The organism is Streptomyces sp. NPDC028419, assembly GCF_055565515.1.
On sequence record NZ_JBVHUE010000004.1, the window covers coordinates 239,171 to 263,901 of the forward strand.

General features: G+C 72.3%; 25 protein-coding genes and 1 tRNA gene. 10 read left to right on the top strand and 16 right to left on the bottom strand.

Features of this window, described 5'->3' with window-relative positions:
- The first annotated feature begins 134 nt into the window (after positions 1–134).
- The 5 genes from ACZ4UB_RS07220 to ACZ4UB_RS07240 all read left to right on the top strand — a co-directional run bounded on the left by ACZ4UB_RS07220 (position 135) and on the right by ACZ4UB_RS07240 (position 3,265).
- Positions 135–389 (top strand): chaplin, encoded by a 255-nt coding sequence (locus ACZ4UB_RS07220; protein WP_468068817.1) that lies wholly within the window; start codon positions 135–137, stop codon positions 387–389.
- A 118-nt stretch (positions 390–507) separates the two neighbouring features.
- Positions 508–918, top strand: coding sequence for a rodlin (locus ACZ4UB_RS07225; RefSeq protein ID WP_354380453.1), 411 nt, complete (start codon positions 508–510; stop codon positions 916–918).
- Positions 919–1,168: 250 nt separating this feature from the next.
- Positions 1,169–1,402, top strand: a complete 234-nt coding sequence (locus tag ACZ4UB_RS07230) for a chaplin (RefSeq protein ID WP_468068818.1) — start codon at positions 1,169–1,171, stop codon at positions 1,400–1,402.
- Between the two features lie 121 nt (positions 1,403–1,523).
- A complete protein-coding gene (locus ACZ4UB_RS07235; protein ID WP_468068819.1) occupies positions 1,524–2,711 on the top strand; it encodes a chaplin in 1,188 nt (395 codons plus the stop codon).
- A gap of 209 nt (positions 2,712–2,920) precedes the next feature.
- Positions 2,921–3,265 carry a hypothetical protein gene (locus ACZ4UB_RS07240; RefSeq protein ID WP_354380450.1) on the top strand — a complete coding sequence of 115 codons (345 nt, stop codon included), beginning with the start codon at positions 2,921–2,923 and terminating at the stop codon, positions 3,263–3,265.
- An 84-nt stretch (positions 3,266–3,349) separates the two neighbouring features.
- Here the strand turns inward: ACZ4UB_RS07240 and ACZ4UB_RS07245 are convergent, their stop codons facing one another.
- Positions 3,350–3,589, bottom strand: a complete 240-nt coding sequence (locus ACZ4UB_RS07245) for a chaplin (RefSeq protein ID WP_468068820.1) — start codon at positions 3,587–3,589, stop codon at positions 3,350–3,352.
- Between the two features lie 153 nt (positions 3,590–3,742).
- Positions 3,743–4,243, bottom strand: coding sequence for a hypothetical protein (locus ACZ4UB_RS07250; protein ID WP_468068821.1), 501 nt, complete (start codon positions 4,241–4,243; stop codon positions 3,743–3,745).
- A 271-nt stretch (positions 4,244–4,514) separates the two neighbouring features.
- Here ACZ4UB_RS07250 and ACZ4UB_RS07255 point away from each other — a divergent pair, with 271 nt between their 5' ends.
- Positions 4,515–4,922, top strand: coding sequence for a rodlin (locus ACZ4UB_RS07255; RefSeq protein WP_399264408.1), 408 nt, complete (start codon positions 4,515–4,517; stop codon positions 4,920–4,922).
- Between the two features lie 105 nt (positions 4,923–5,027).
- Here ACZ4UB_RS07255 and ACZ4UB_RS07260 read toward each other — a convergent pair whose 3' ends face one another.
- A complete protein-coding gene (locus ACZ4UB_RS07260) occupies positions 5,028–5,678 on the bottom strand; it encodes a vitamin K epoxide reductase family protein (RefSeq protein ID WP_468068823.1) in 651 nt (216 codons plus the stop codon).
- A 192-nt stretch (positions 5,679–5,870) separates the two neighbouring features.
- Here ACZ4UB_RS07260 and ACZ4UB_RS07265 point away from each other — a divergent pair, with 192 nt between their 5' ends.
- Positions 5,871–6,638, top strand: a complete 768-nt coding sequence (locus ACZ4UB_RS07265; protein WP_468068824.1) for a DUF6227 family protein — start codon at positions 5,871–5,873, stop codon at positions 6,636–6,638.
- Between the two features lie 24 nt (positions 6,639–6,662).
- Here the strand turns inward: ACZ4UB_RS07265 and ACZ4UB_RS07270 are convergent, their stop codons facing one another.
- The 4 genes from ACZ4UB_RS07270 to ACZ4UB_RS07285 all read right to left on the bottom strand — a co-directional run bounded on the left by ACZ4UB_RS07270 (position 6,663) and on the right by ACZ4UB_RS07285 (position 12,338).
- Positions 6,663–8,909, bottom strand: a complete 2,247-nt coding sequence (locus ACZ4UB_RS07270; protein WP_468068825.1) for a PTS fructose transporter subunit IIABC — start codon at positions 8,907–8,909, stop codon at positions 6,663–6,665.
- Positions 8,906–9,859: a 1-phosphofructokinase gene (gene pfkB, locus ACZ4UB_RS07275; RefSeq protein ID WP_468068828.1), complete on the bottom strand. Its 954-nt coding sequence runs from the start codon at positions 9,857–9,859 to the stop codon at positions 8,906–8,908. The genes ACZ4UB_RS07270 and pfkB overlap by 4 nt, the downstream gene beginning before the upstream one ends.
- On the bottom strand, positions 9,856–10,617 hold the full coding sequence (locus ACZ4UB_RS07280; RefSeq protein WP_468068829.1) for a DeoR/GlpR family DNA-binding transcription regulator: 762 nt from the start codon (positions 10,615–10,617) through the stop codon (positions 9,856–9,858). The genes pfkB and ACZ4UB_RS07280 overlap by 4 nt, the downstream gene beginning before the upstream one ends.
- 134 nt (positions 10,618–10,751) lie before the next feature.
- Positions 10,752–12,338 carry an MFS transporter gene (locus ACZ4UB_RS07285; RefSeq protein WP_468068830.1) on the bottom strand — a complete coding sequence of 529 codons (1,587 nt, stop codon included), beginning with the start codon at positions 12,336–12,338 and terminating at the stop codon, positions 10,752–10,754.
- Between the two features lie 63 nt (positions 12,339–12,401).
- Here ACZ4UB_RS07285 and ACZ4UB_RS07290 point away from each other — a divergent pair, with 63 nt between their 5' ends.
- Positions 12,402–13,349 (top strand): helix-turn-helix transcriptional regulator, encoded by a 948-nt coding sequence (locus ACZ4UB_RS07290; RefSeq protein WP_468068831.1) that lies wholly within the window; start codon positions 12,402–12,404, stop codon positions 13,347–13,349.
- 665 nt (positions 13,350–14,014) lie between these two features.
- Here the strand turns inward: ACZ4UB_RS07290 and ACZ4UB_RS07295 are convergent.
- From ACZ4UB_RS07295 to ACZ4UB_RS07305, 3 genes are all read right to left on the bottom strand, one after another.
- A complete protein-coding gene (locus tag ACZ4UB_RS07295; RefSeq protein ID WP_354380439.1) occupies positions 14,015–15,001 on the bottom strand; it encodes a sigma-70 family RNA polymerase sigma factor in 987 nt (328 codons plus the stop codon).
- Between the two features lie 486 nt (positions 15,002–15,487).
- Positions 15,488–17,020, bottom strand: a complete 1,533-nt coding sequence (locus ACZ4UB_RS07300; RefSeq protein ID WP_468068833.1) for an MFS transporter — start codon at positions 17,018–17,020, stop codon at positions 15,488–15,490.
- 104 nt (positions 17,021–17,124) lie between these two features.
- Positions 17,125–17,859, bottom strand: coding sequence for a TetR/AcrR family transcriptional regulator (locus ACZ4UB_RS07305; protein WP_468068938.1), 735 nt, complete (start codon positions 17,857–17,859; stop codon positions 17,125–17,127).
- 392 nt (positions 17,860–18,251) lie between these two features.
- Between ACZ4UB_RS07305 and ACZ4UB_RS07310 the strand changes: the two genes are divergently transcribed.
- On the top strand, positions 18,252–19,529 hold the full coding sequence (locus ACZ4UB_RS07310) for a M6 family metalloprotease domain-containing protein (protein ID WP_354380437.1): 1,278 nt from the start codon (positions 18,252–18,254) through the stop codon (positions 19,527–19,529).
- An 88-nt stretch (positions 19,530–19,617) separates the two neighbouring features.
- On the opposite strand, the gene ACZ4UB_RS07315 is transcribed toward ACZ4UB_RS07310, so the two are convergent.
- Positions 19,618–20,763 carry an XdhC family protein gene (locus tag ACZ4UB_RS07315; RefSeq protein WP_468068834.1) on the bottom strand — a complete coding sequence of 382 codons (1,146 nt, stop codon included), beginning with the start codon at positions 20,761–20,763 and terminating at the stop codon, positions 19,618–19,620.
- 255 nt (positions 20,764–21,018) lie between these two features.
- Between ACZ4UB_RS07315 and ACZ4UB_RS07320 the strand changes: the two genes are divergently transcribed.
- Positions 21,019–21,091: transfer RNA gene (locus tag ACZ4UB_RS07320), tRNA-Arg, on the top strand.
- 73 nt (positions 21,092–21,164) lie between these two features.
- Here ACZ4UB_RS07320 and ACZ4UB_RS07325 read toward each other — a convergent pair.
- The 5 genes from ACZ4UB_RS07325 to ACZ4UB_RS07345 form a co-directional block, all read right to left on the bottom strand.
- Entirely contained in the window at positions 21,165–22,415 is a 1,251-nt protein-coding gene (locus tag ACZ4UB_RS07325) for an ATP-binding protein (RefSeq protein WP_468068836.1), read from the bottom strand.
- A complete protein-coding gene (locus tag ACZ4UB_RS07330) occupies positions 22,412–23,158 on the bottom strand; it encodes a hypothetical protein (RefSeq protein WP_468068837.1) in 747 nt (248 codons plus the stop codon). The genes ACZ4UB_RS07325 and ACZ4UB_RS07330 overlap by 4 nt, the downstream gene beginning before the upstream one ends.
- A complete protein-coding gene (locus ACZ4UB_RS07335; RefSeq protein WP_468068838.1) occupies positions 23,155–23,796 on the bottom strand; it encodes a sortase domain-containing protein in 642 nt (213 codons plus the stop codon). Before ACZ4UB_RS07335 ends, ACZ4UB_RS07330 begins: the two co-directional genes overlap by 4 nt.
- Positions 23,797–23,856: 60 nt before the next feature.
- Complete coding sequence (locus tag ACZ4UB_RS07340; RefSeq protein ID WP_468068839.1) at positions 23,857–24,141, bottom strand: hypothetical protein; 285 nt, start codon at positions 24,139–24,141, stop codon at positions 23,857–23,859.
- A gap of 322 nt (positions 24,142–24,463) precedes the next feature.
- Positions 24,464–24,667, bottom strand: a complete 204-nt coding sequence (locus ACZ4UB_RS07345; protein ID WP_468068840.1) for a hypothetical protein — start codon at positions 24,665–24,667, stop codon at positions 24,464–24,466.
- Between the last annotated feature and the right edge of the window lie 64 nt (positions 24,668–24,731).

A 24,731-nucleotide genomic window follows, 5' to 3' on the forward strand; every position in this document is an offset into this window, starting at 1 on the left:
GAACTTTGTCAGAAATCAAGCTGGAAATCACGCCGGACTCGCGCGTACGGCCTTTCGGGCGATACCACGCACCCTCCCGGATGGCACGTCGTTATGCGGGTGCACCATTGTTCGAACCGAAAGGGATAACGGAGATGAAGAAGAGGCTGATGCGCGGCACCACGCTGGCGGTCGCGGGCGCAGCGATGCTGATGGGCGGCGCGGGCCTCGCCTCCGCGCACGGCGGCGACGGCGCCTCCGCCCACGGCGTGGCCGCGGGCTCTCCGGGCGTGCTCAGCGGCAACATGCTCCAGGTCCCCGTCGACGTTCCGATCAACGTCTGCGGCAACACCGTGAACCTGGTCGGCCTGCTGAACCCGGCTTTCGGCGCCACCTGTGTGAACGCCTGACCGTCAACCGTGCCGCCCGAAACGTCGGCATCCGAGTGAAGCCACGCAACCCCCACCGGGGCGGGGCCGTTGTTCCGGGTGCTCCTGTACCGGGCAATCTTGCAGAAAAGGGACGATTGTGATCAAGAAGATGATGGCCACCGCGGCTGTTGCCGCCTCCGTCGTGGGCATGGGTGCGGCCATGGCCCCGCAGGCGATGGCTATCGGGAACGACAACGGCGTCAACACCACCAACGGCAACAACTCGGCGCAGATCTACGGCAACCAGGCCACCTACGGCAACATGAGCCCGCAGATGGCCCTGGTCCAGGGTTCGCTCAACAAGCCCTGCATCGCCCTGCCGGCCAAGGCCAACGTGCAGTCGGTGCTGGCCCTGGTGAACGTCGGCGTCCAGGACATCCCGGTCCTGTCCAACCCGATGAACCAGCAGTGCACCGAGAACTCCACCCAGGCCAAGGGCGACGAGCCGCTCTCGCACATCCTGGACAACATCCCGGTCCTCTCGGGCAACGTCTCCAGCGGCAGCTGATCGCAGGACGCACAGTCGGGGCCGCCGCACCTTCGGGTCGCGGCGGCCCCGCCTTGTATCCGGAGCGGCGGGAATGCGCGACTTATCCTGCGCATTCTCGCCGCTCCGGAACACCACCGGCATCGGGGTGAATTCGATCCGGCCACGGGGACCGCACCGACTTTCCCGGATCCCGCGGTTTCTTTTCCCTGGACCACTCGTTGTTATTCATGCAGTGGATACGCCTCTGCGGGAAAGGATCGAAATTCTCATGACGTACAAGAAGGCAATCGTGCTGGCCGCCGGCGTTCTGATGGCCGTCGGTGCCGCCGCCCCCGCCATGGCGGACGCGAACGCCGATGGCAAGGCCGTCGGTTCCCCCGGCGTCCTGTCCGGCAACCTGCTCCAGGTGCCGGTCCACGTCCCGGTCAACGTCTGCGGCAACACCGTGAACCTGATCGCGCTGCTCAACCCGGCCTTCGGCACCACCTGCGTCAACGCCTGACGAAGCGCTTGAGCCCGCAAGGGCAGACCTCCTCGGGGTGGCCTCGGAGTGCACGGCGGTGCACTCCGAGGCCACCTTCGATTCAGCACCGGCGGCCCCGCCGGTAGACAGGGAAGGACCCATGCGACAGGTACTGAGCCGAAAGGTACTGGGCAAGGGGGTGCTCACGGCCGCGGCCGCGTCGAGCCTGCTGTCGATCGCGACCGGTGCGGCCTACGCACACACCGGAGCGGGCGCCGAGGCCGCGCACTCGCCGGGCGTGCTCGCCGGGAACAGCGTCTCGGTACCGATCACGTTCTCGCCGAACGTCTGCGGCAACAGCGTGGACGCCGGAGCCGGGCTGAACCCGGCCATGGGCGGCACCTGCGTGACCACCGACGGCGGCGGCCACGCCGACCACTCCGACCGCGCCGCGTACGAGCGCTACCTGAGCCCGGAGCAGGCGGCGGCCTTCGAGCGCTACCTCGACGAGCGCGAGCACGCCACCGGGCGCGAGCCCGAGCGCGAGCCCGAGCGGCATGACGAGCGCGCGGGCAGCGGCCGGCACCGGATGCCGGACCAGCGCGGCCAGGAGCACGGGCAGGACCGCCACGAGGGCGCCCACCAGGGCGGCTACGGCAACGGCCCCGACGACGAGGACTGCGACGAGCACCCCCGGGCCACCCCGCCCCCGGCGGCCCACCACGCACCCCCCGCGCCCCGTCCCGCGCACGCCAAGCCGAAGCCGGCCCCCGCCCACCACGCGGCGCCCGCACCGAAGCCGAAGCCCGCGCCGGCCCACCACGCGGCCCCGGCGCCGAAGCCCGCCCCGCGGCCCGCGCCCGCCGTTCCGGAGTCCCCCGAGCCCCGGCCGCAGCAGCACGGCAGCCAGTTCGGCGAGCACCCGGCGGCTCCCGCCCCGGCCCCCGCTCCCCAGGCGGCTCCGCTCCCGGCGCCCGCGCCCGCGGCCGTACCCGCTCCGGCCCCGGCCCCCGCCGCCGCGCCGCTGCCCGCGCCCGAGGCCGTACGCCCGCCCGCCCCGGCCGCACCGGCACCGGTCGTCCCGGCCGCCCCCGCGGCGGACCAGCCCCCGGCCGCTCCCGCGGGTGACGCCCCGATCCACCTGCTGCCGGCGCCGGTGCCCGCCCCGGCCCCCGAGCGTCCCGCGGTCACCCTGCCGGCCCCCGCCCCGCAGACCCCGGCCCGCGCCCCCCTGGGAGCGCCGATGCTGGCCGAGACGGGAGCGGGTCAGCCCGCGGCGGCCGCGGCCCTCGCCGCCGCCCTGCTGCTCGGCGGTTCGATCCTTTACCGGAGGTCCCGCGTCTCTTGACCCGGAGCGGTCCGGGACGGAGCGGTAATCGGAAAAGATTCGAAAGACATCGACCGGAGAATCCATCATCGGATTCTCCGGTCGATTTCGTTCGCCCCGCGTTCGAGGAACTTACGGACAGTTCGGGCGACAGAGTTTCCGCAGCCCGAAGGAATCGTTACCCAGGGCGAAAGTGACGCGACGGTCGTCACTGGAAAAGGATTTCGATAATGAAGTACACGAAGGTCGCCGCTGTGATCGCCGGCTCCGTCGCCGCCCTCGGCGCCGCGACCCCCGCCTTCGCCGCCGAGGCCGGCGCGATGCCCCCCATGAGCCTCACGGGCGGGGTCACGGAGGTCCTCAACGCGGCCGCCCCCGTCTCCGCCTCGCTCCCCCAGACGGTGGGCAACGGGCTGGCCGAGCAGGGCGACACGGTGGGCAAGGTGGTGGGCACCGCGCAGAAGGTGAACCAGCTGCGCAACGCGGGGCCGACCGAGGCGCTGGGCGCCGCCAACGGCCTCACCAAGGTGACGCCGATGCTGGGCGGTGTGAAGCTCAACAACGGCCACAACTGACGCCGTCGCACTCCCCGCGCACCAACGACTGTGGGCGCCACCGGCGATGCCGGTGGCGCCCACGGTCACATGCGGTGGCAGACGTCAGTCGTTGACGCAGACCGAGCCGAACGCCGGGTTCAGCAGACCGACGACGTTCGCGGAGTTACCGCAGACGTTGACCGGAACGTGGATCGGAACCTGGCCGAGGTTGCCCGACAGGACACCGGGGGAGCCCACGGCCGCGCCCTCGGCCGAGGAGTCGGCGGCGGCGGAACCGGCGGCACCGGCCGCGGCGAGACCAGCGGCGGCCATGACCAGGGCGGCCTTCTTGGCAGAGTTCATGGGAATTGCACCTTCTGTTCGATGTCCTGCCCCGAACCGGGGCTCACAACGAACGAAACGCTTCAACTCCCCAGACGACACGGCCCTGAACAGAATCAGACCTGTTCAGAGCAATAGTCGTAACCACGACGCGGCATCCGCCCTGGTATGGGACTAGCGGAAGGGTACGTCCGGGATCTCTGGAATGTCCGGCATCTCGGGTACCAGCTCCCCCACCGGAAGCACCGCGGGAACGGCCGGGACCGCCGGTACCCCAGGGACGGCGGGGACGGCGGGGACGGCGGGGACCGCCGGGACCGCCGGGAGCTTGGGGAGCGCGGGCAGCTTGACCTCCGGGACCTTCGGCAGCTCGATGGGGGGCAGCTTGACGCCCGGCACCTCCGGCAGCTTGATCTCGGGGATCTTGATCAGCCCGGGGAGGGACGCGAGCAGGTCGGCGAGGGTCTTGGTCAGGCTCGCGAGCAGGTCGTCGATGGGACCGGCCGCCGCCACGCGCTCGTCGATCTGCTGCTGGACCGTGGCGACCCGCTCGGTGAGCGCGGCACCCCTCTCACCGTCGAGGGCGCTCGCCGGGGCCGCGGCGCCGAACAGTATGGCCGCGGTGACGGCCGACGGGACGAGGATGCGGACGCGGGACGCCTTGGTGGGGTGCATGGCGGTTCCTTCGGATGGTCGGGCCAAATCGGACCGTGTAAGTCCGCTTCTCTCACCCACCGTGCTAATAGGTTCTACGGACCGCAACCGGACCGCGCGCCACTGCGGGCTGCGTGCGGGCTTCGCGCAGGCGTCCGGGGCGCTCTCACCCGGGCTGGGGAAATCCCGCGCCGGAACGGGCCGTTTGAGTGAAGCAGCGGAACCAACCCCGCGACCGGGCAGTTGATCAGGGCGCTCCACTAGCGGGCACTCGTGCGACAAAAGGAACATGATGAACAAGCTCGTCCAGGCCACCCTGATCGGCGCGTCCGTGCTCACCGCGGGTGTCGCCACGGCCGCCCCGGCCCTGGCCATCGGCAACGACAACGGCATCAACACCGTGAACGGCAACGGCGCCTCGCAGGTGTACGGCAACCAGAAGACCACGGGCGACATGAGCCCGCAGCTCAGCCTGGTCCAGGGCTCCGCCAACAAGCCCTGCATCGGCCTGCCGGCCAAGATCAACGCCCAGTCGCTGGTGGCCCTGGTCAACGTCGGCGTCCAGGACATCAACGTCCTGTCCAACCCGATGAACCAGCAGTGCACCGAGAACTCCACCCAGGCCAAGGGCGACGAGTCCCTCTCGCACATCCTGGACAACATCCCGGTCCTCTCGGGCAACCTGTCCGCGGGCAGCTGATCACCGCACTCGATTCCGGTCCGGGCCCCCGCGCCCGTGGAGCGAAGTGACGAGGGCCCCGGCAGCTTCCAGCTGCCGGGGCCCTTGCGTGCCGGTCGGACCCGCTCAGCTGGTCCAGAAGTCCCACCAGCGGGTGAGGATCAGCATTCCGATCACGCCGACGTGCACGGCGGGCGGGGCCCAACCGAACTCGGCGAAGAAGGTCTTGACCGACCCCGGGGCGGGCAGCACCGCGGTGCGGACGTTGTGCGCGGTGACGGCCCAGAACATCACCAGCGTCGCCACCCAGGCCAGACAGCACCACAGGCAGAGCGCGTTGATCTCGTACAGCGACTGCACCATCAGCCACGTGCAGAAGCCGACGCCGAACAGGGTCCCGGCGTTCAGTCCCAGCCAGAACCAGCCACGGTGGCGGGCGCCCGCGAGGACGGCCATGCCGACGCAGAGCACGACGGCGTAACACGCCAGGCCCAGCATGGGGTTGGGGAAGCCGAAAGCGGCCGCCTGCTCGCTCTGCATCACGCTGCCGCAGGAGACCACGGGGTTGAGGCTGCACGCGGGCTTGAAGTCCGGGTCCTCCAGCAGGAGGAACTTGTCGAGGGTGATGACCCACGAGGCGAGCAGCCCGGCCGCCCCCGTGAGAACCAGCAGCCAGGCGAGTCCGCGAGGGGCCGCGACCCCTTCGCCCGGCTCGCCTTCATGTGGAGCGCGGGGCTGCCCCTGCTGGCGGGGGACGCCCACTGTATTCGTTGCCATACGGGCCATACTCCCGCACTCCACCATTGATCATGGCGAACCAGGGCTATCCGTACGCAAGTTGACCGGATGGAGTGCGGGGAACCCCAGGCACTTCCCGGACGTTTTACCGAACCCCGGACGTGATGTCAGAACCAGGGGCTACGTTGAGCTTCCGTGACGTAACAAGCTGCGACGGCCTGGAGACCCACCTTGAGCGATCCGTACGAGACAACCGAGGCGCACCTCGAGCGACTCCTGGGCCGCGCCCTCAACTCTTTCGACCTCCCGGACCGGCTGGTCGAGCGCCTCGGCACGGCGCTCGCCCACAGCTCCTCGCTCCACAGCACGCAGCACGGCCCGGCGGCGGGCCGCTGGCGGGAGACCCATCGGCACGCCTACCTGCTCGCCGACGGCGAGCCCGCGACGCTGTGGGAGCTCGTGTACCGCCTGGAGGGCGATCGCGCGACCCGGCACGAGGTGTTCGTCAGCAAGGCGGAGGTCGCGCTGGCGACGGTCCGACTCTTCGGCGAGGACCCGGCCGCGGCGCGGGACTTCACACTGATGGAGGAAGCCGAGGGCGAGCTCGGTGACCACGGCGTGCTCAGCGCCCTCATCGCCGCCTCCTCCCCGGTCCAGTGGCACCGGGAGTACGCGGTGGAGCAGTCGGCCGACCACGCCCGCCGGGTGCTGCGCCGGGCGGAGAACGCCGACCGGCCGGGCGAGGCGGTCGCGCGACAGCTGACCTCGGCGTACGCGCACCGGATCACCCAGGCGTTCGGTACCCGGCAGTGCCTCGCGGACGGCCGCGGCGCCGGCTTCAGCCTCTACGAGCACGCCTTCGTCCTGCTGGACGGGAGCGAGCTGAGCCTGTGGGAGGTCGAGCACACGGCCACCCCGGACGGACGGCACATGTGCGAGGTCTACGAGACGGAAACGGCCGCGCGCGGAGCCATGGAGCTCCGCGCACGGGTGAGGTGAGCCGCGTCGCCGCGGCCCGTCGGGTCAGGCGGCGACCGGGACCTCCGCCTCGGTGACGGCGCCGGTGGCCGCCGGGGCCTGGCGGCGCATGCCCTTGAGGAGGACCACCAGGCCCGCGGTGACGCAGGTACCGGCGGCGATCGCGATCAGGTAGAGCAGCGGGTTGCCGATCAGCGGGATGACGAAGATGCCGCCGTGCGGGGCCCGCAGCGTGCATTCGAAGGCCATCGAGAGGGCGCCCGTGACCGCGCCGCCGGCCATGGCGGCCGGGATCACCCGGAGCGGGTCGGCCGCGGCGAAGGGGATGGCCCCCTCGCTGATGAACGAGGCGCCCAGGAACCAGGCGGCCTTGCCGTTCTCGCGCTCCGTCGTGGAGAAGAGCTTGCCGCGCACGGTCGTGGCCAGTGCCATGGCGAGCGGCGGCACCATGCCCGCGGCCATCACGGCGGCCATGACCTTCAGGCTGCCCTCGTTCGGAGTGGCGAGGCCGCCGATGGCGAAGGCGTACGCGACCTTGTTGAGCGGACCGCCGAGGTCGAAGCACATCATCAGGCCGAGGACCACGCCGAGGATGATCGCGTTGGCGCCGGAGAGGCCGGACAGCCAGTCGGTCAGGGCCTGCTGGAGCGAGGCGACGGGCTTGCCGATGACGAGGAACATCAGGAAGGCGGTCACCGCCGAGCCGATCAGCGGCAGCACCACCACGGGCATGATCCCGCGCATCGCGGCCGGTACCCTCACCCGCTGGACGGCCAGGACCGTGCCACCGGCGATCAGACCGGCGATCAGGCCGCCGAGGAAGCCGGCGTTGATCGTGAGCGCCACGGCGCCGCCGACGAAGCCGGGGACCAGGCCCGGGCGGTCGGCCATGCCGTAGGCGATGTAGCCGGCGAGGACCGGGACGAGGAAGCCGAAGGCGAGGCCGCCGGTCTGGAAGAGGAGGGCCGCCCAGCTGGCGGACTCGGTCCATACGAAGTGCTCCGCGACGGAGGGCGCTTCGTTGATGCCGTAGCCGCCGATGGCGAAGGCGAGGGCGATCAGGAGGCCGCCGGCCGCGACGAAGGGGACCATGTAGCTGACGCCGGACATGAGCCAGGTGCGGAGCTTGGAGCCGTAGCCCTCGCCGGTCTGCCCGTCGGTCCGTTCGACGGGGGTCGGCGCGGTGGTGTCGCCGCGGGCGGCCTTGTCGCGGGCCTCCGCGAGGAGTTCGGCGGGGCGGTTGATCCCGGCCTTCACGCCGACGTCGACGGTGGGCTTGCCCGCGAAGCGGGCGCGGTCGCGGACGGGCACGTCGTGGGCGAAGACGACCGCGTCGGCGGCCGCGATGTCGGCGGGGGCCAGGGCGGTGAATCCGGCCGAGCCCTGGGTTTCGACGAGGAGCTCGATCCCGGCGGCCGCGGCGGCCCGCTGAAGGGCTTCGGCGGCCATGTAGGTGTGCGCGATCCCCGTGGGACACGACGTGACGGCCACAACCCTGAACCCACCCGAAGCCGCGCCGCGTGCGGGCCCGCCACCTTCAGCCTGCCCGACTCCGGGGCCGCCACCTTCAGCCTGCCCAGCTCCGGGGCCGCCACTTTCAGCCTGCCCGACTCCGGGCCCGCCACCTTCAGCCTGCCCAGCTCCGGGGCCGCCACTTTCAGCCTGCCCGGCGTTTGAGGGCCCGCCGGAGGCGACGCCGGGCGAAGACGGGGACGGAGCCGACGACGCGGGCACCGTCCCGGGCTCCGCCCGGACCCGCGCCTCAAACGCCGGCGAGGCTGAAGCTGCCCCGGGGGTGGCCCCGTCCGGGGGCGAGGCTGGATCGGGCCGGGGGGTGGCCCCGTCCGGGCCGGCTATGAGGGCGGCGGCTTCGGTCGGGGAGGTGGCGGCGCGGAGGGCGGCCACGAAGTCGGGCCGCATCAGGCGACGGGCCAAGGACGACAGGATCGTCAGATGCGCGTCATCGGCCCCCGCCGGCGCCGCGATCAGGAAGATCAGGTCCGCGGGCCCGTCCGACGCACCGAAGTCCACCCCCGCGGCGGCCCGCCCGAAGGCCAACGTCGCCGCCGCCACATGCGCACTGCGGCAGTGCGGGATGCCGATCCCGCCCTCCAGCCCGGTCGGCATCTGCGCCTCCCGCGCCGCCACGTCCGCGAGGAAGCCCTCCAGGTCCGTGACCCGGCCGAGCGCGGCCATGCGCAGGGCCAGGGCCCGGGCCGCCGCTTCCTTGGAGTCGGCGGCGAGGTCGAGGTCGACCAGCTCCGCGGTGATCATCGTGGTCGTCTCGCTCATCGCTCGTCACTCCGTTCGGACAGCGGAAGGTCCAGGGGGACGTCCCGGGTGACACGGACCGCGTCGGGACGCAGGTCCGCGGGGGTCGGCATGGCGCTACCGGGCAGCTGGACCGCGGCCGCGCCGTGGGCCAGGGCCGAGGCGAGGGCCTCGGGCCCCGTACCGCCCGCGATCAGGAACCCGGCCAGGGAGGCGTCACCGGCGCCCACGTTGCTGCGTACCGTCGAGACGGCCGCCGTGCCGTAGTGCGCGCCGTCGGCCTCGACCAGGAGCTGGCCGTCCGCGCCGAGGGAGGCCAGTACCGCTCGGGCGCCCCGGGCACGCAGCTCCTCGGCGGCCTCGACCACATCGCCGAGGGTGGCCAGCGGCCGGCCCACGGCCGCCGCGAGCTCCTCGGCATTGGGCTTGATCACGTCCGGGCGGGCGGCGAGCGCGGCCGTCAGGGCCGGGCCGGAGGTGTCGAGGGCGATCCGGGCGCCCGCCGCGTGCGCCCGGTCGACCAGCTCGGCGTACCACTCGGGGGCGAGGCCCCGCGGGAGGCTGCCGCAGCAGGCGATCCAGTCGGCGCCGGCGGAGCAGCCGCGGACCGTCTCCAGGAGGAGCGCGGATTCGGCCCCGCTGAGTTCGGGACCGGCCGCATTGATCTTCGTCAGGGTGCCGTCGGGTTCGGCCACGGAGATGTTGGAGCGGGTCTGGCCCGTGATGGCGACCGCGGTGACGTCCACGCCCTGGGCGCCGAGGAGTTCGGCGATGAGCGTGCCGGGGGCGCCGCCCAGCGGGAGGACCGCCGTCGTACGGACGCCCGCGGCCGCGACGGCCCGGGAGACGTTGACCCCCTTGCCCCCGGGGTCGACCCGCTCGGCGGTGGCCCGGAGCACTTCGCCCCGGTCCAGCGCGGGGACCTCGTACGTCCGGTCCAGGGAGGGGTTGGGAGTGACGGTGAGGATCATACGAGCACGACTTCCGTACCGGCGGCCTCGATCGCCGCCTTGTCTTCGAGGGCCAGGCCCCGGTCCGTGATGAGGAGGTCCACCTCGGCGAAGGTGCCGAAGCGGGCGAACTGTTCCTGCCCGGACTTCGAGGAGTCGGCCAGGACGACGACGCGGCGGGCGGCCGCGACGGCGGCGCGCTTGACGGCGGCCTCGGCGAGGTCGGGGGTGGTGAGCCCGCCGGCCGCGGTGAAGCCGTTCGTCGCGAGGAAGAGGACGTCGGCGCGGACCTCGGCGTACGCGCGCAGCGCCCAGGCGTCGACGGCGGCGCGCGTGCGGTGGCGGACCCGGCCGCCGACCAGGTGCAGGTCGATGCCGGTGTGGTCGGCGAGCCGGGCGGCGACGGGCAGCGCGTGGGTGACCACCGTGAGCGCGGTGTCGACCGGGATGGCGGCCGCGAGGCGGGCGACGGTGCTGCCGGCGTCGAGGATCACGCTGCCGCCGTCGGGGAGCTCGGCGAGGGCGGCGGCCGCGATCCGGTCCTTCTCGTCGGCGGCGGTGGACTCGCGCTCGGTGAGGTCGGGCTCGAAGTCCAGCCGGCCGGCCGGGATGGCCCCGCCGTGGACGCGGCGGACCAGCCCGGCCCGGTCCAGTGCGGTGAGGTCGCGGCGCACCGTCTCGGCGGTGACCTGGAACTGTTCGGCGAGGGAGAGCACGTCGACCCGGCCCGCCTCGCGGGCGAGGCGGAGGATCTCCTGCTGGCGCTCCGGTGCGTACATGTGGGTTTACGTCCGTTCGATGCCCGACTCGGTGGGTTCCCCTGTACCGTACGCCCGAATCGACGGCCAAACAAACAAAAACGGGCATGCCCGCCAACAAAGGCGGACATGCCCGTGAAGTGAAGCCGGAAGACCTAGGAGACCGGGACCTTCTCCAGGGCGACCTGCCCGTCGCCGTCGGCGCTCCCGCCCTCGCCGTCGCCCTCGTGGGAGGGTGCGGCCTGCTTGCGCGGCAGTGCGAACATCACCGCGAAGATCACGACGAGGACCGCGACCACCCACCACAGCGCGCTGCGGAAGGCCTCGACGTACTGCGGCCCGAAGACCGCGTCGTTCTCGATCACGCCGAAGTAGACGACCGAGGTGAGGCCGAGGCCGAGCGCGTTGCCCATCTGGTTGGTGGTGTTGATCAGACCGGAGGCGGAGCCGGCGTGCTCGCGCGGCACCTCCGAGAGGACCGCGTCGGTCAACGGGGCCACGATCAGACCCATGCCGAGGCCCATCACCACGAGCGGCGCGGCCATCTGCCAGGAGGCGATCTCCATGCCGTAGTGCTTCGACTCCCAGATGTAGAGGAGCAGACCGGCGGCCATCGTCAGGGCGCCCGCCTGGAGCACCTTGCGGCCGAAGCGCGGCACCAGCTTCTGCACGGACAGGCCGGCGGCGGCCGAGACGGCGATGGAGAAGGGGATGCCGGTGGTGCCCGCGCGCAGGGCGCTCCAGCCGAGGCCCATCTGCATGTAGAGCGTCCAGACCAGGAAGAAGATGCCGGTCGCGATGCCGAAGGTGAGCTGGACGGCGACGCCCGCCGCGAAGCTCTTGACCTTGAACAGGGACAGCTCGACGAGCGGCGAACCGTCCTTGCGGATCTTGTACTTCTCGTAGGCGATGAAGCCGACGATCAGGAACGGGACCGCGCCCATGCACAGGAAGCCCCACAGCGGCCAGTCGTTCTCGCGGCCCTGGGTGAGGGGGTAGATCAGCATGACCATGCCCGCGGTGGCGATGATGACGCCGACCAGGTCGAGGCGCAGGGCCTTGGGGGCCTTGGACTCGGTGATGAACTTGCGGCCGAGGATCACGCCCGCGATGCCGACCGGCAGGTTGATCAGGAAGATCGGGCGCCATTCGAGACCGAAGATGTTCCACTCGGTGAGCAGCGCGCCGAGCATGGGGCCGGAGACGGCGCCGAGACCGACGATCGCGCCGAACATGCCGAAGACCTTGCCGCGCTCGTGCGGCGGGAAGGTGACGTGGATGATGGCCAGCACCTGCGGGACCATCATGGCGGCCATCAGGCCCTGGAGCAGGCGGGACGTGACGAGCATGGCCGGGTTGGCGGCGATGCCGCACAGCAGCGACGCGGCGGTGAAGCCGGCTATGCCGATGAGGAAGACGCGCTTGCGTCCGTAGATGTCACCGAGGCGGCCACCGGTGATCAGGCCGGCGGCGAAGGCGAGCGCGTAGCCCGCGGTGATCCACTGGATGGCGCTGGTCGAGGCGTGCAGGTCGCCCCGCATGCTGGGTATCGCGATGTTGACGATCGTGACGTCGACCAGGTCCATGAAGGCCGCGGTCATGACGATGGCGAGGGCCAGCCAGCGCCGGCGGTCGGCCCGGGCGTCCAGCGGGGCGTCGTCCCACCCTTCGGCTGACTTCCGTTCTGCTCGTTCGGGCCCGGTCTCGTTCTCGGGCGATGTCGTGGATGTCTCCGTGCTCATGAGGAGAAACCTAGACGGCATGTAGGTCAGTTGGTGTCCTATTTCCCTGGCAATCTGGATTCCATGACCGACACCCCGGCACGGCTGCTGACCCTGCTGTCCCTGCTCCAGACACCCCGCGAATGGCCCGGGAGCGAGCTGGCGGACCGGCTGGGGGTCAGCTCCAGAACCATCCGCCGCGACATCGACCGCTTGCGGGACCTGGGGTACCCGGTGGAGGCCACGCTGGGCGCGGAGGGCGGGTACCGGCTGGTGGCGGGGGCGGCGATGCCGCCGCTGGTGCTGGACGACGAGGAGGCGGTGGCCATCGCGGTGGGGCTGCGGGCCGGGGCCGGGCACGCGATCGAGGGCGTCGAGGAGGCGTCCGTACGGGCGCTGGCCAAGCTGGAGCAGGTGCTGCCGTCGCGGCTGCGGCACCGGGTCAGCTCCCTGCAGTCGGCGACGGTCGCGCTGACCCGGGGGGACGGGGCCAGCATCGACCCGCGGACGCTGACGACGATCGCCTCGGCGACGGCCGGGCAGGAACGGCTGCGGTTCGCCTACCGGGCGGCGGACGGCGCCGGGACGCGGCGGCTGGTGGAGCCGAACCGGCTGGTGAGCACCGGGCGGCGGTGGTACCTGGTCGCCTTCGACCTGGACCGGGACGACTGGCGGACCTTCCGGGTGGACCGGGTGAGCGAACCCTTCCCGACGGGGGCCAGGTTCGTGCCGCGGGAGCTGCCGATGGACGCCGTGGCCTTCGTGGAGCGGGGGCTGCGGCACGGGCCCGGGGGGACGTACGAGGTGGAGCTCCACTTCGGGGCGGCGCCGGAGGCGGTGCCGGGGTGGGTGGGGGTCGCGGAGCCGGATCCCGCCGGGGGGTGTCGGGTCCGGTTCGCCTGCGGCGACGCGCCCGAGTGGCTCGCGGCCCGGCTCGCCCTGACGGGCCTGCCCTTCACCGTCCTGTCCCCGCCGTCCCTGGCAGCCACCGCCCGAACCCTCGGCACCCGCCTCACGGCGGCGTCCGGGTAACGGGGCCTCCCGGCGGGGGGTGTGGGCCGGGTGCGGGGGCCTCCCGGCGGGGGGGGTGCGTGGGCGGGGTGCGGGTGGCACGCCGGCGGGAGCGTGTGGGCGGGGTGCGGGTGGCACGCCGGCGGGGGTGTGTGGCCGGGTGCGGGTGGCACGCCGGCCGGCGCTGCCTCCGGCGGGCCCTCAAACGCCGGGCAGGCTGGATTTGGCCCCGCCGACCGCCCGCGAAAACGCCACGGGGGTCCAGCCGACATGACGCCCCCGACACAGTCAGCCCGCCCGGCGTTTGAGGGCACGGCCGAGGCGCAGCCATGGCCGCACGGGCACACCCGGCCCACCCCACCAGCCCGCCCGGCGATTGAGGGCCCGCCGGAGGCACGCCCGGCCCGCACGGGCGCACCCGGCCCACCGCATCAGCCCGCCCGGCGATTGAGGGCGCGGGCGGGCCGGACGGGCCACCCGGCCCAGCGGAGGCAAACCCAGCCTGCCCGGCGTTTGAGGGCACGGCCGGGGCGCAGCCAGGGCCGCACAGGCACACCGCATCAGCCTGCCCGGCGATTGAGGGCGCGCACGGGCCAGCGGGGACGCAGCGAGGGCGGGCGGTGGTGGGGGTAGGGGGGAGCCCCGGTACCTGGGGGGGATAGGTACCGGGGCTCGTATGGGGGGGGTTAGGCGACCGCGTCGAAACCCGTGTCGCGGGCCATCCGCTTCAGCTCAAGGAGCGCATGCTTCTCGATCTGCCGGATCCGCTCACGCGTCAGCCCGTGCTGCTTGCCGACCTCGGTCAGCGTCCGCTCCCGCCCGTCCTCGATCCCGTACCGCATCTTGATGATCGACGCGGTGCGCTGGTCGAGCTTGGCGATCAGGTCCTCCAGCTCCTCGCTCCGCAGCAGCGACATGACCGACTGCTCCGGCGAGACGGCGGAGGTGTCCTCCAGGAGGTCCCCGAACTGCGTGTCGCCCTCGTCGTCGACCGACATGTTCAGGCTGACCGGGTCGCGCGCCCAGTCCAGGACGTCACCGACGCGCTTCTCGGTGGTCTCCAGCTCGGCGGCGATCTCCGCGTGCTCCGGGTCCCGGCCGTTCTCCCGGTTGAACTCGCGCTGCACCCGGCGGATGCGACCCAGCTCCTCCACGAGGTGCACGGGGAGGCGGATCGTGCGCGACTGGTCGGCGATGGAGCGGGTGACCGCCTGCCGGATCCACCACGTGGCGTACGTGGAGAACTTGAAGCCCTTGGCGTAGTCGAACTTCTCCACCGCGCGCACCAGGCCCGCATTGCCCTCCTGGATCAGGTCGAGCAGGGGCAGGCCGCTGCGCGGATAGCGACGGGCCACGGCGACCACGAGGCGCAGGTTGGAGCGGATGAAGACTTCCTTGGCGCGCTCCCCCTCGGCGGCGAGCACTTCCAGCTCCTCCGTCGTGGGCAGCGCCTTCCCCGCGCGCTCTATCTGCCCGTCGAGGATCTGCTGGGCGTACACGCCCGCCTCGATGATCTGGGAGAGCTCGACTTCCTTCGCCGCGTCGAGCAACGGGGTGCGCGCGATCTCGTCCAGGTACATGCCGACCAGATCGCGATCGGCGATCTCCCCGCCCACGGCGCGCGCGCTGCTGGCACTGGAGGACTGACGACGGGCGACGGCGCGGGTTGCCATGCGTGCTCCCTAGCAATGAGTTCGGTCGCTGTGCGGCTGCTGCTGGTGTAGCGATGTAGCGATGTAGCGGTTCGGCTGGCTGCGGCCCCCGGAACACTCTCCCGAGTGCCCGCATCCGAAGGAAACAACGACTGGAATCGGGACAGAATTCCCGCGCCGCATCCCTTTTTCGAGATCTTGCAGTATCCTGCCCCGCCGCGAAGCGGTGCCGGAGTCCCCAGATCCCGCGGAGGCGCAGGTCAGGCCCGGGACCGAAGCCGCCCGGAGGGCTCGGTCAGCGCCGCCCCCGGCTGCACTTCCACCCCACAAGACGGCCCGTACCCGGTTCTGGTTGCCTGCGGGGATGACCGGATTGTCCGCTGGTGCCCCCTGGAGTCCGCTGGAAACGGAGCGACCCCACCCCGTTCGCCTTCGAACGGGGTGGGGTCGTCGTCATTCCGCAGTCGTTCCGCGGTCGCCCCGCGGTGCGCGCCCGGGCGCGCGGCGTCAGTGCGCGATGACCGGGATCCGGTTCTCCGCCTCCGTGTCCGCACCCTCACCGGTGGCCGTGGCCCCGGTGTCGGGACGGCCCGTGTTGATCAGGGTCAGCGCGATCAGCGAGCTGGCGGCCAGGATGCCGACCGCCCACCAGATCGCCGAGGAGTAGCCCTCGACCATCGCGCGGGCCTGCACCAGCTTCGCGGCGGCGCCGCCACCGGCCGCCTCGGCGGCGTGCGCGGTGAGGTACGCCGTGGTGGCGGAGGCGGCGATCGTGTTCAGCAGTGCGGTACCGATCGCGCCGCCGACCTGCTGCGAGGTGTTGACCATCGCGGAGGCCACGCCGGCGTCGGCCGGGTTCACCCGGTACGTCGCCAGCGACATCGCCGGCATGAACGCGGAGCCCATGCCCAGACCCAGCAGCAGTTGCGCCGGGAGGATCAGCGCAGGGTAGGAGGAGTCCACCTCGAGCTGGGTCAGCAGCAGCATGCCGGAGGCCGCGACCAGGAAGCCGGGGCCCATGAGCAGCCGCGGCGGGACGCGGGTCATCAGACGGGCACCGATCTGGGTGGAGCCCGTGATCATGCCCACGATCATCGGCAGGAAGGCGAAGCCGGTCTTGACCGGCGAGAAGCCCTTCACGACCTGGAGGTAGTACGTCAGGAAGAGGAACAGGCCGAACATCGCGATGACGGCCAGGCCCAGCGAGAGGTACACGCCGCCGCGGTTGCGGTCCATCAGGACGCGCAGCGGCAGCAGCGGGGACTTGACCTTGGACTCGATCAGGACGAAGGCGCCCAGCAGGACGGCCGAGCCGATGAAGAGGCCCAGGGTGAGCGGGTCGGTCCAGCCGTTCGACTCGGCGCGGGTGAACCCGTAGACGAGGGAGACGAGACCGAGGGTGGACAGGACCACGCCCGGGATGTCGAGCGCGGAGCGGTTGCGGGTGCCCGCGGGCTCCCGGATGACCATCCAGGCACCGACGGCCGCGATGATCGCGAACGGGATGTTGACGAAGAAGGTCCAGCGCCAGTTCAGGTACTCGGTGAGGAACCCGCCGAGGATCAGGCCGACGGCGCCGCCGCCGCCCGCGATCGCCCCGTAGATGCCGAAGGCCTTCGCCCGCTCCTTGGCGTCGGTGAACATCACCGCGAGGAGGGAGAGGGCGGCGGGCGCGAGCAGCGCGCCGAAGGCACCCTGCAGGGCGCGGGCGCCGAGCATCATCGCCTCGCCGTTCGCGGCGCCGCCCAGCGCGGAGGCCAGGGCGAAGCCGATGAGACCGACGATGAAGGCGTTCTTGCGACCCCAGAGGTCGGCGATCCGGCCGCCGAAGAGCAGCAGTCCGCCGAAGGCGAGGGCGTAGGCGGTGATGACCCACTGGCGGTTGCCGTCGGAGATCCCGAGGTCCTGCTGGGCGGAGGGCAGGGCGATGTTCACGATGGTCGCGTCGAGGACGACCATCAGCTGCGCCAGGGCTATGAAGACCAGCGCCCGCCAGCGACTGGGGTCAGCCTGCGGCAGGCTCGCGGCTGTTTTTGACATGGGGGTACCTATCTCACGGTGCGAAATGACGTAAAAGTGAATGAACTAAGACGAATGACTGCGTTCCGGGCAGTGTTCGACGCTAGTGGGAGCGACCCGGCGCGTCACATGGTTTTCTGCCTGAGGTCTTCGAGCGTGGCCGCGGAGCCGGGCAGCACGGAGCGGCCAGGAGCCCGCAACCCGTCCAGGAAGAGCTGGAGATGACGGTGCGCGAACTGGTCCGCGTCGAGGCAGGCGATCCCCGGCAGGGGGCGGCTGAGCTGCGACAGCGCGAGCAACAGGTCGCCGGCGGCGATGTCGGTGCGCACCAGGGCGGCGCGCTGGCCCGCCACCAGCAGCTTCTCCACGGCCTCGGCCAACGCGTCGCGCGCGGCGAGGAGTTCGGGGTTCTCGCGGTCGAAGTCCCCCGCGAGCATGGGGCACAGGGCGCCGATCCGCTCGTCGGCGGCCGCGTGCGTGAAGCGGCAGAGGGCCTCGAAGGCATCCACCGGAGCCGTCGCCGCGGGGTCCCCCGGTACGAGGGCCCCCGTCGCGGCGCCCTCCGTCGCGGCGCCCTCCGTCGCGGCGCCCTCCGTCGCGGCGCCCTCCGTCGCGGCGCCCTCCGTCGCGGCCAGGGCGTCCTCGGCGTGGGCGGCGACCCGGTCCATGACGAAGAGGACGACCCGGTGGACGAGGTCCGCCCGCTCGGGGAAGTGCCGGTAGAGGGTGGCGTTGCCGATGCCGGCGCGGCGCGCGATCTCGTCCAGCGGTGCGTGCGCACCGAACTCGACGAACATCTCGCGGGCCGCCAGCAGGATCCGCTCGCGGTTGCGCACGGCGTCCGCGCGCGGACGCGGCACCCGCCCACCGGTGACCGGAGCGCCGCACGGGGCGGCCGCCTCGGCGGCCCCCGAGAGGCTCGGCACGGCGGCCGGGGCCACGAGCTCCGCGGGCGGGGTACTCGACGAACGCTTCACTCCTGGCCTCCCTGATCTTCCCGGCTTCCCGGTTCCCGTTCCCCATCGACCGGCACAACCGGGGAGCCAGTCCCCGCTTACGTCGACTCACATGCAAACGGGGATTCGGTCCCCGGTTATTTCGACCCACCATGTGACCTGGGTCACACCCCCTTCGGCCCCGCTCCGCCCGGATGGCCGCTCCCGACGCGCGGGCGCGCCGTACCCGTCAGAGGGTGGGCGCACAGAGCGCAGACCGGACCCGGCCGGCTGCCGCGGACCCGAAGGCGCTCTCCATGCCGCAGACCCGCCACCGGATACGCACACCCCGCCGCGCCAGCGCCTACGTCGGCCTCACCGCGCTCGCGATCGGCATCACGGCGACCGCGGGTGTCGGGATATCGAGCCGGACGCACACCACGGCCGGCCCCGCGGCCACGACGAACGAGTCGGCCCTCGCGCCCTGCCGGATCTCCGGCGCCATGGGCGTGCAGATGTCCGAGGGGCTGCCGACCGCACCCGGGTACTCCCGCTCGACCGGCGAGGTCCGTGCACTGAACCTGATGATCGACTTCCCGGACGCCAAGGGCGAGGGCTCGGCCCTGGACCGGCTGTCCGAGTTCTTCCCGCAGACCTCCGACTGGTTCCGCACCAGCTCGTACGGGCGCCTCAGCTACAAGCCCGAGGCCCCGATACGGACCTGGCTGCGGATGCCGATGCCGTTCGCGTCGTACGGCATCGAGCGCGGATCCGCCTACGAGCCCGGCTACCGCCAGCTCGTCGAGCACATAGCCCGGGCCGCGGACGCCCAGGTGGACTTCAGCCGGTACGACCTGATCAACATCCTGGTCACGCCGAACGCCGGACCGTCCGCCCTCGACACCGTGCTCTCGGTGACCTTCTCCGGCAACGGCGAGGCCCCGATCGCCGACGGCGTGCCGCTCGCGAACACGTCCTTCGTCTACAGCCGCCAGGACGACGGCTCCGGCGCCTACCGCGAGACGGGCTACCGGGTGCTCCCCCACGAGAACGGCCACGTCTTCGGGCTCCCCGACCTCTACACCCAGGACGGCGGGGGCAGCGTCGGCCACTGGGACATCATGAGCGAGGACTGGGGGTCCAACAACGACCTGCTGGGCTGGCACAAGTGGAAGCTCGGCTGGCTGGACGCGAACCAGATCAGCTGCGCCGCCAAGTCCGGCACCAGCGACCACATCCTGTCCCCGCTCGGCACCGAGGGCGGGGTGAAGCTGGCCTTCGTACCGACCTCGGAGAGCGCCGGCTACGCCGTCGAGGTCCGTACCCAGGCCGGGAACGACGAGGCCGTCTGCAAGCCCGGGGTCCTCATCTACAAGGTGGACTCCGAGGTGGACACGGGCCGCGGCCCGGTCACCGTCGCCGACAGCGCGGCGGCCAGCGGCGGCTGCACCCGGCGGGCCAACGTGCACGGCGAACTCTCGGACGCGCCCTACAAGCCGGGCGAGACCTTCACCGACTCGGCGGCGGGCATCAGCATCTCGGTGGTCGGCGAGCTGCGCACCGGCAAGTACCAGGTCCGCATCACCCGCCCCTAAAGGGTGTTGCAGAAGGCTCAGTTTTGGGCATTTTGCAACACCCTTTAGGGCGCCCTTCGGGGCGGGTAGCGCCTTCGGCCTGCCCGCTTCAGGCGATCCGGGCCACCGGGGTGGTCTCGGCGGCGTCGTGGTGGATCGGGGTGTGCGCGCCCGTCAGCGAACGCCCGCTGCCGCCGCGCCGGCTGGCGACGATCTCGGCGGCGATGGACAGGGCCGTCTCCTGCGGGGAACGGGCGCCCAGGTCGAGGCCGATGGGCGAGCGCAGCCGCGCCAGCTCCAGCTCGGTGACGCCGACCTCGCGCAGCCGCGCGTTGCGGTCCTCGTGCGTGCGCCGCGATCCCATCGCGCCGACGTAGGCCACCGGGAGTCTCAGGGCCAGTTCGAGCAGCGGCACGTCGAACTTGGCGTCGTGCGTCAGCACGCACAGGACCGTACGGGCATCCACCGAGGTGGCCGCCAAATACCGGTGCGGCCAGTCGACCACGATCTCGTCCGCCTCGGGGAAACGATTCTTCGTCGCGAACACCGGCCGCGCGTCGCAGACCGTGACGTGGTAGCCGAGGAACTTGCCCACCCGCACCAGCGCGGAGGCGAAGTCGATGGCACCGAACACGATCATCCGCGGCGGCGGCACGCTCGACTCGACCAGGAGCCGAACCGGCCGCCCGCAGCGGGCCCCCTCCGCGCCGATCTCCACGGCCCCCGTGCGACCCCCGTCGAGCATCGCCCGGGCCTCGGCCGCCGCGGTCAGGTCCAGCCCCGGATGTCCGCCGAGCGTCCCCTCGTACGCACCGTCCGCGTGCACGAGCAACGGGCGGCCCAGCAGCTCGGCGGGCCCCTCGGCGACCCGCGCGACGGCCGCCGCCCCACCGCGCGCGGCCACGGCGAGCGCGGCCTCGAAGACGGCGCGGGCCGGGGAGTTCACGGGGACCGGGGTGACCAGGATGTCGATGATTCCGCCGCAGGTCAGGCCAACGGCGAAGGCGTCGTCGTCGCTGTACCCGAAGCGCTCCAGAACGGTTTCGCCGTCTTCGAGGGCCTGCTGGCACAGCTCGTACACCGCGCCCTCCACGCACCCGCCGGAGACCGAACCGATCGCGGTGCCCCCGCTGTCGACGGCGAGGGCCGCTCCGGGCTGCCGGGGCGCGCTGCCACCGACCGCCACGACCGTGGCGACGGCGAAATCACGCCCCTGCCCGACCCACCGGTGCAGCTCGTCGGCGATGTCCAGCATGCTCGATCTCCGCTCTGCCGTCCGCGGCCGGCGGCCTGCGGCAGCGGGAAGGTCCAGGTCGCCCCCCACTTTCCGACAACTCCCCCGATTGCGCGAGCGGATGCCCCCCTTCCCTCACGACTTCGCCACTTCCGGCCACCCACCCACGGGACCCGACGGCCCTCCTGGAGCCGCGCCCCCGCCAAGGTCAGGGACGGCGGCAATCGGTGCGACCACGCCCAGCACGATCCGCTAGGCTGTCGCCGACGGGCCCCCGCCTTCGTAGCTCAGGGGATAGAGCACGGCTCTCCTAAAGCCGGTGTCGCAGGTTCGAATCCTGCCGAGGGCACGCGAGACACGTACGACGAAGACCCTCCGACCATTCGCGGTCGGAGGGTCTTCGTCGTGTTCGGGGCGCGGGGTCAGGGGTTGGGGGGTGGTGGGGGTGGGGTCAGGGTGAAGGTGGCTTCGGCGCCGCCTTCGGGGCGGTTCGTGAAGGTCAGGGTGGCGGACAGGGCGCGGGCCTGGCCCGCGGCGATGGTCAGGCCCAGGCCGTGGCCCTTGTTCATGCCCTCCGTGCGGAACCGCTGCGGTCCGCTCGTCAGCAGGTAGTCCGGGAAGCCGGGCCCCTCGTCCGTCACCGTCACCGTGGCGGCGTCCACCGTGACCGTGACCGGGGCCGCCCCGTGTTTGTGGGCGTTGGCGATCAGGTTGCCCAGGATGCGTTCCACCCGGCGGTGGTCCGTCTCGACCACGCGGGAGGACAGCACGGTCAGCCGGGTGTCGGTGCCCGAGGCGCGGATCGTACGGGCCGCCAGCTCGGCGAGGTCGTAGGAGTCCAGCTCGGGGCGTTCGCTGCGGGTGTCCAACCGCGATATCTCCAGCAGGTCCTCGGTCAGGGCGCGCATGGCCTGCACCCGGTCCCGCACCAGTTCGGCGGGGCGGCCCGGCGGGAGGAGTTCGGCGGCGGCGTTGAGCCCGGTCAGCGGGGTGCGCAGTTCGTGGGCGACGTCGGCGGTGAAGCGGCGTTCCGCTTCGAGCTTGCGCTGGAGGGACGCCGCCATGATGTCCAGCGCGTCGGACACGGCGGCCACCTCGTCGCGGGCCCGCGCCGCGTCGTCGACCCGCGCGTCCAGGTCGCCCGCGCTGATCCGTCGGGCGACCTGGGCGGTCTGGTGCAGCCGTCGGGTGATGCGGGTGACGCCGACGGCTCCGATGAGGAGGGTGCCGCCGATGGCGAGGACCGACGAACCGAGGATGGCCCGGTCCAGGTTCGCGATGGTCTGTTCGCTGGCGCTGTAGTCGACGGCGGCGGCGATCACGCCGTCCCGGTCGGCGGGTCCGGCCGCCCACATGACCCGCTTGTTGCGCAGTTCGCCGACGCGGGTGCCGCGCCGCCCGGTCGACGCGTACGCGCGCAGCTCCGCGGGCAGGGCCTTCGGGTCGATGCCCTCGCCGCGCGGGGTGCGCGTGCCGGCCTCGTACGCCTGCGTGATCCGGTCGAGGCGGTCCAGGGCCTTCTCGCGGGCGGCGCCGATGGTCTGGTTGGTCATGGCGCTGTGGACGAGCCCGCCGAGGAGGGCGGCGAGGCCGCAGCACATGAGGGTGATGAAGACCGCTGCCTTCCAGGTCAGCGTCGCGGTCCAGGCCGGGAGGCGGATCCGGTGCCTCATTGGCGGGACTCCCGGTCCGGGCGGATGATCTCCGTCAGGCGCGGCAGCAGGGCCTGCCGGCTCGGGCACCAGCTCCACACCTCGCGCTTCTCCGTGCCCGGCGCGCCCTCGTGGGTACGGACGATCACGTCCCGCTCGGCCAGCTCGACGCTGACGGCCCGCTCGTAGGTGTTCATGATCCTCAGGACCCGGCCGTCCCGGCAGGCGTAGATGCGGATGTTCAGGACGTCCGGTGACACCCCGAGGCCGAGGATCAGCGCGTCCTCGCCGTTCCCCGTCAGATCACGGTAGTGCGCCGAGTGCAGCGGGCACCCGGCAGCCCCCGGCTGCTCGCAGTCGCCCAGCTCCTCGACCAGCCGATCGCGTTCCCGCGGGTCCCCGCGGTGGCTCGGTTCGGACAGCAGGTCGGCCGTGACCAGCTTCATCGGGTCCAGCGCGTGCATGCCCCCGTCGCCGTCCGCGAAGCCGGGCACGGCGACGCCGACCGGGCGGTCCCCCGCGTCCGCCGCGCCCGCGTCCGGCTCGGCGGGCGGGCGCTCGGGCCACAGCCGGTACGGGCCCTGCGCACGCGCCGCCGGGCCGCCGCCCTCGCCCACCAGGTCCTGCTCCGCGCCGCACCCGGCCAGAACCGGGGGCAGGGCCATGACGGGCAGCGCGAAGAGGCCGAGCGCGGCGGCCCTGCGCCGGCGGCCCGGGGTGCGGCGGGGGTTCGGGGCGGGCGGGTCCCCGGGGGTCGCGCTCACGCCACGAGGTCGCCGTAGAAGATGACGTTGTTGGTGCGGTGGCCGTCCTTGATCTCGCCGCCGCAGGTCAGCAGGCGCAGCTCGGGGCGGGGCGTGTCGCCGTAGACCTTGTCGGTCGGGAAGTCCTTCTTGTTGACGTCCTCGATCTCGCGGATCTTGAACTTCGCGGTCTTCCCGTCCTCGCGCGGCACCTCGATGAGGTCGCCGAGCTTGATCTTCTTGACGTCCTTCATCAGCGCCGGGCCGTACTTCGTGTCGAAGTGCGCGACGAGCACGGAGACGCCCTGCTCGCCCGGGGTCGCCCCGGCCGCCCACCACCCGGGCGCGTCGGCCTCGGTCGCGGCGTCGGGCACGCCCAGCTCGCCCGCCGCGTCCACCTTCAGGTCCACCATCTTCTTCGCGTCCACCCCGGCCGCGTCGATCCTCATCCCGGTGGGCCGGGACCTCGGCAGTGCGTGCGTCGCGTTCGACACGGGCTCGGCGGCGGCCGCCGTGCTGCCGACCTTCGGGTCCGGGGCCAGCCGGCCGCCGGATCCGGCCCCGCAGGCCGTCAGCGCCCCGGTGGCGGCGAACGCCACGGCGGTGGTGAGGACGACCCGGCGGGCGCGGGCGCGGGGGCGGGTGCTGGTGTGGGTCATCGCGGTACTCCGGGCGGGGACGAGGGCGGGGCGGTGCGGGGCGGGCGGTACGGCGCGGGGTCAGCGGCTGGAGCGGCCGCGGCGCAGCATCGCGAAGCCGAGGCCCGCGGCGCCGACGGCGGCCATGCCCGCACTGCCGGCGATCAGCGTGGCGCTGCTGCCGCTCGCCACGCCGACGCCCGCCGCGCCGGCCCGTACCGGGCCCTTCGGCGCCTTCGGCGTGACCGTCGTCGTGGCCGTGGGCTGCGGGGTCGGGGCCTCGGCGGCGACGGCGGCGCCCACCGGGAGGGCCAGGGCGGTCAGGGCACCGGCGGTGACGGCGGCGGTGCGGAAGGTGGCGCGCATGAGTGGTTCCCCTCGTCGGCGTCGCCCGTGGTCTCGGTCCGGGTCCGGACCGACCACCCGTTCGAGCGGCTGTCCGGTGTGCCGGATTCCCTGGCGACACGGGAGACGTTACGAGGGTCATGTTTTGGTAATCCCTCGGCAAGGTAACAGTTCGCCGAATGCGCGAACGCGAAGGCGTTAAGGGTCTCGGCGAGTCATACCTGAGGACTCCCGAACCGGCTCCCACCTAGCCCTAAAGGACGAGAGGGGACGAGAGAGGGGACGAGAAAGCCCTCCCGACCGATGGCCGGGAGGGCTTGCGAGCACGACCGCGGTCCCTCCGTCAGCTGAGGCCCCTGCTGCGCTCTCCGATGCGGTCGCCCTGCGGGGTTCCCGACCTCTTCAGGGCCGCCTTCGTGTGCGCTCCGCCCTTCACCTTGCTCCGCAGTTCACCTTCGTAGCCGTGCCCCGGCCCCCTCGGCGCCCGGGACATCTCCAGCGCCTTGGCGACCGCCGCACGGTAATCCTGCTTCTGCTCTTCGCTCATCCCGCCGTCAACTCCCTCGGAGGGGCATTCCATCGACCAACCGGCCAATCGGACCTATGGGGAT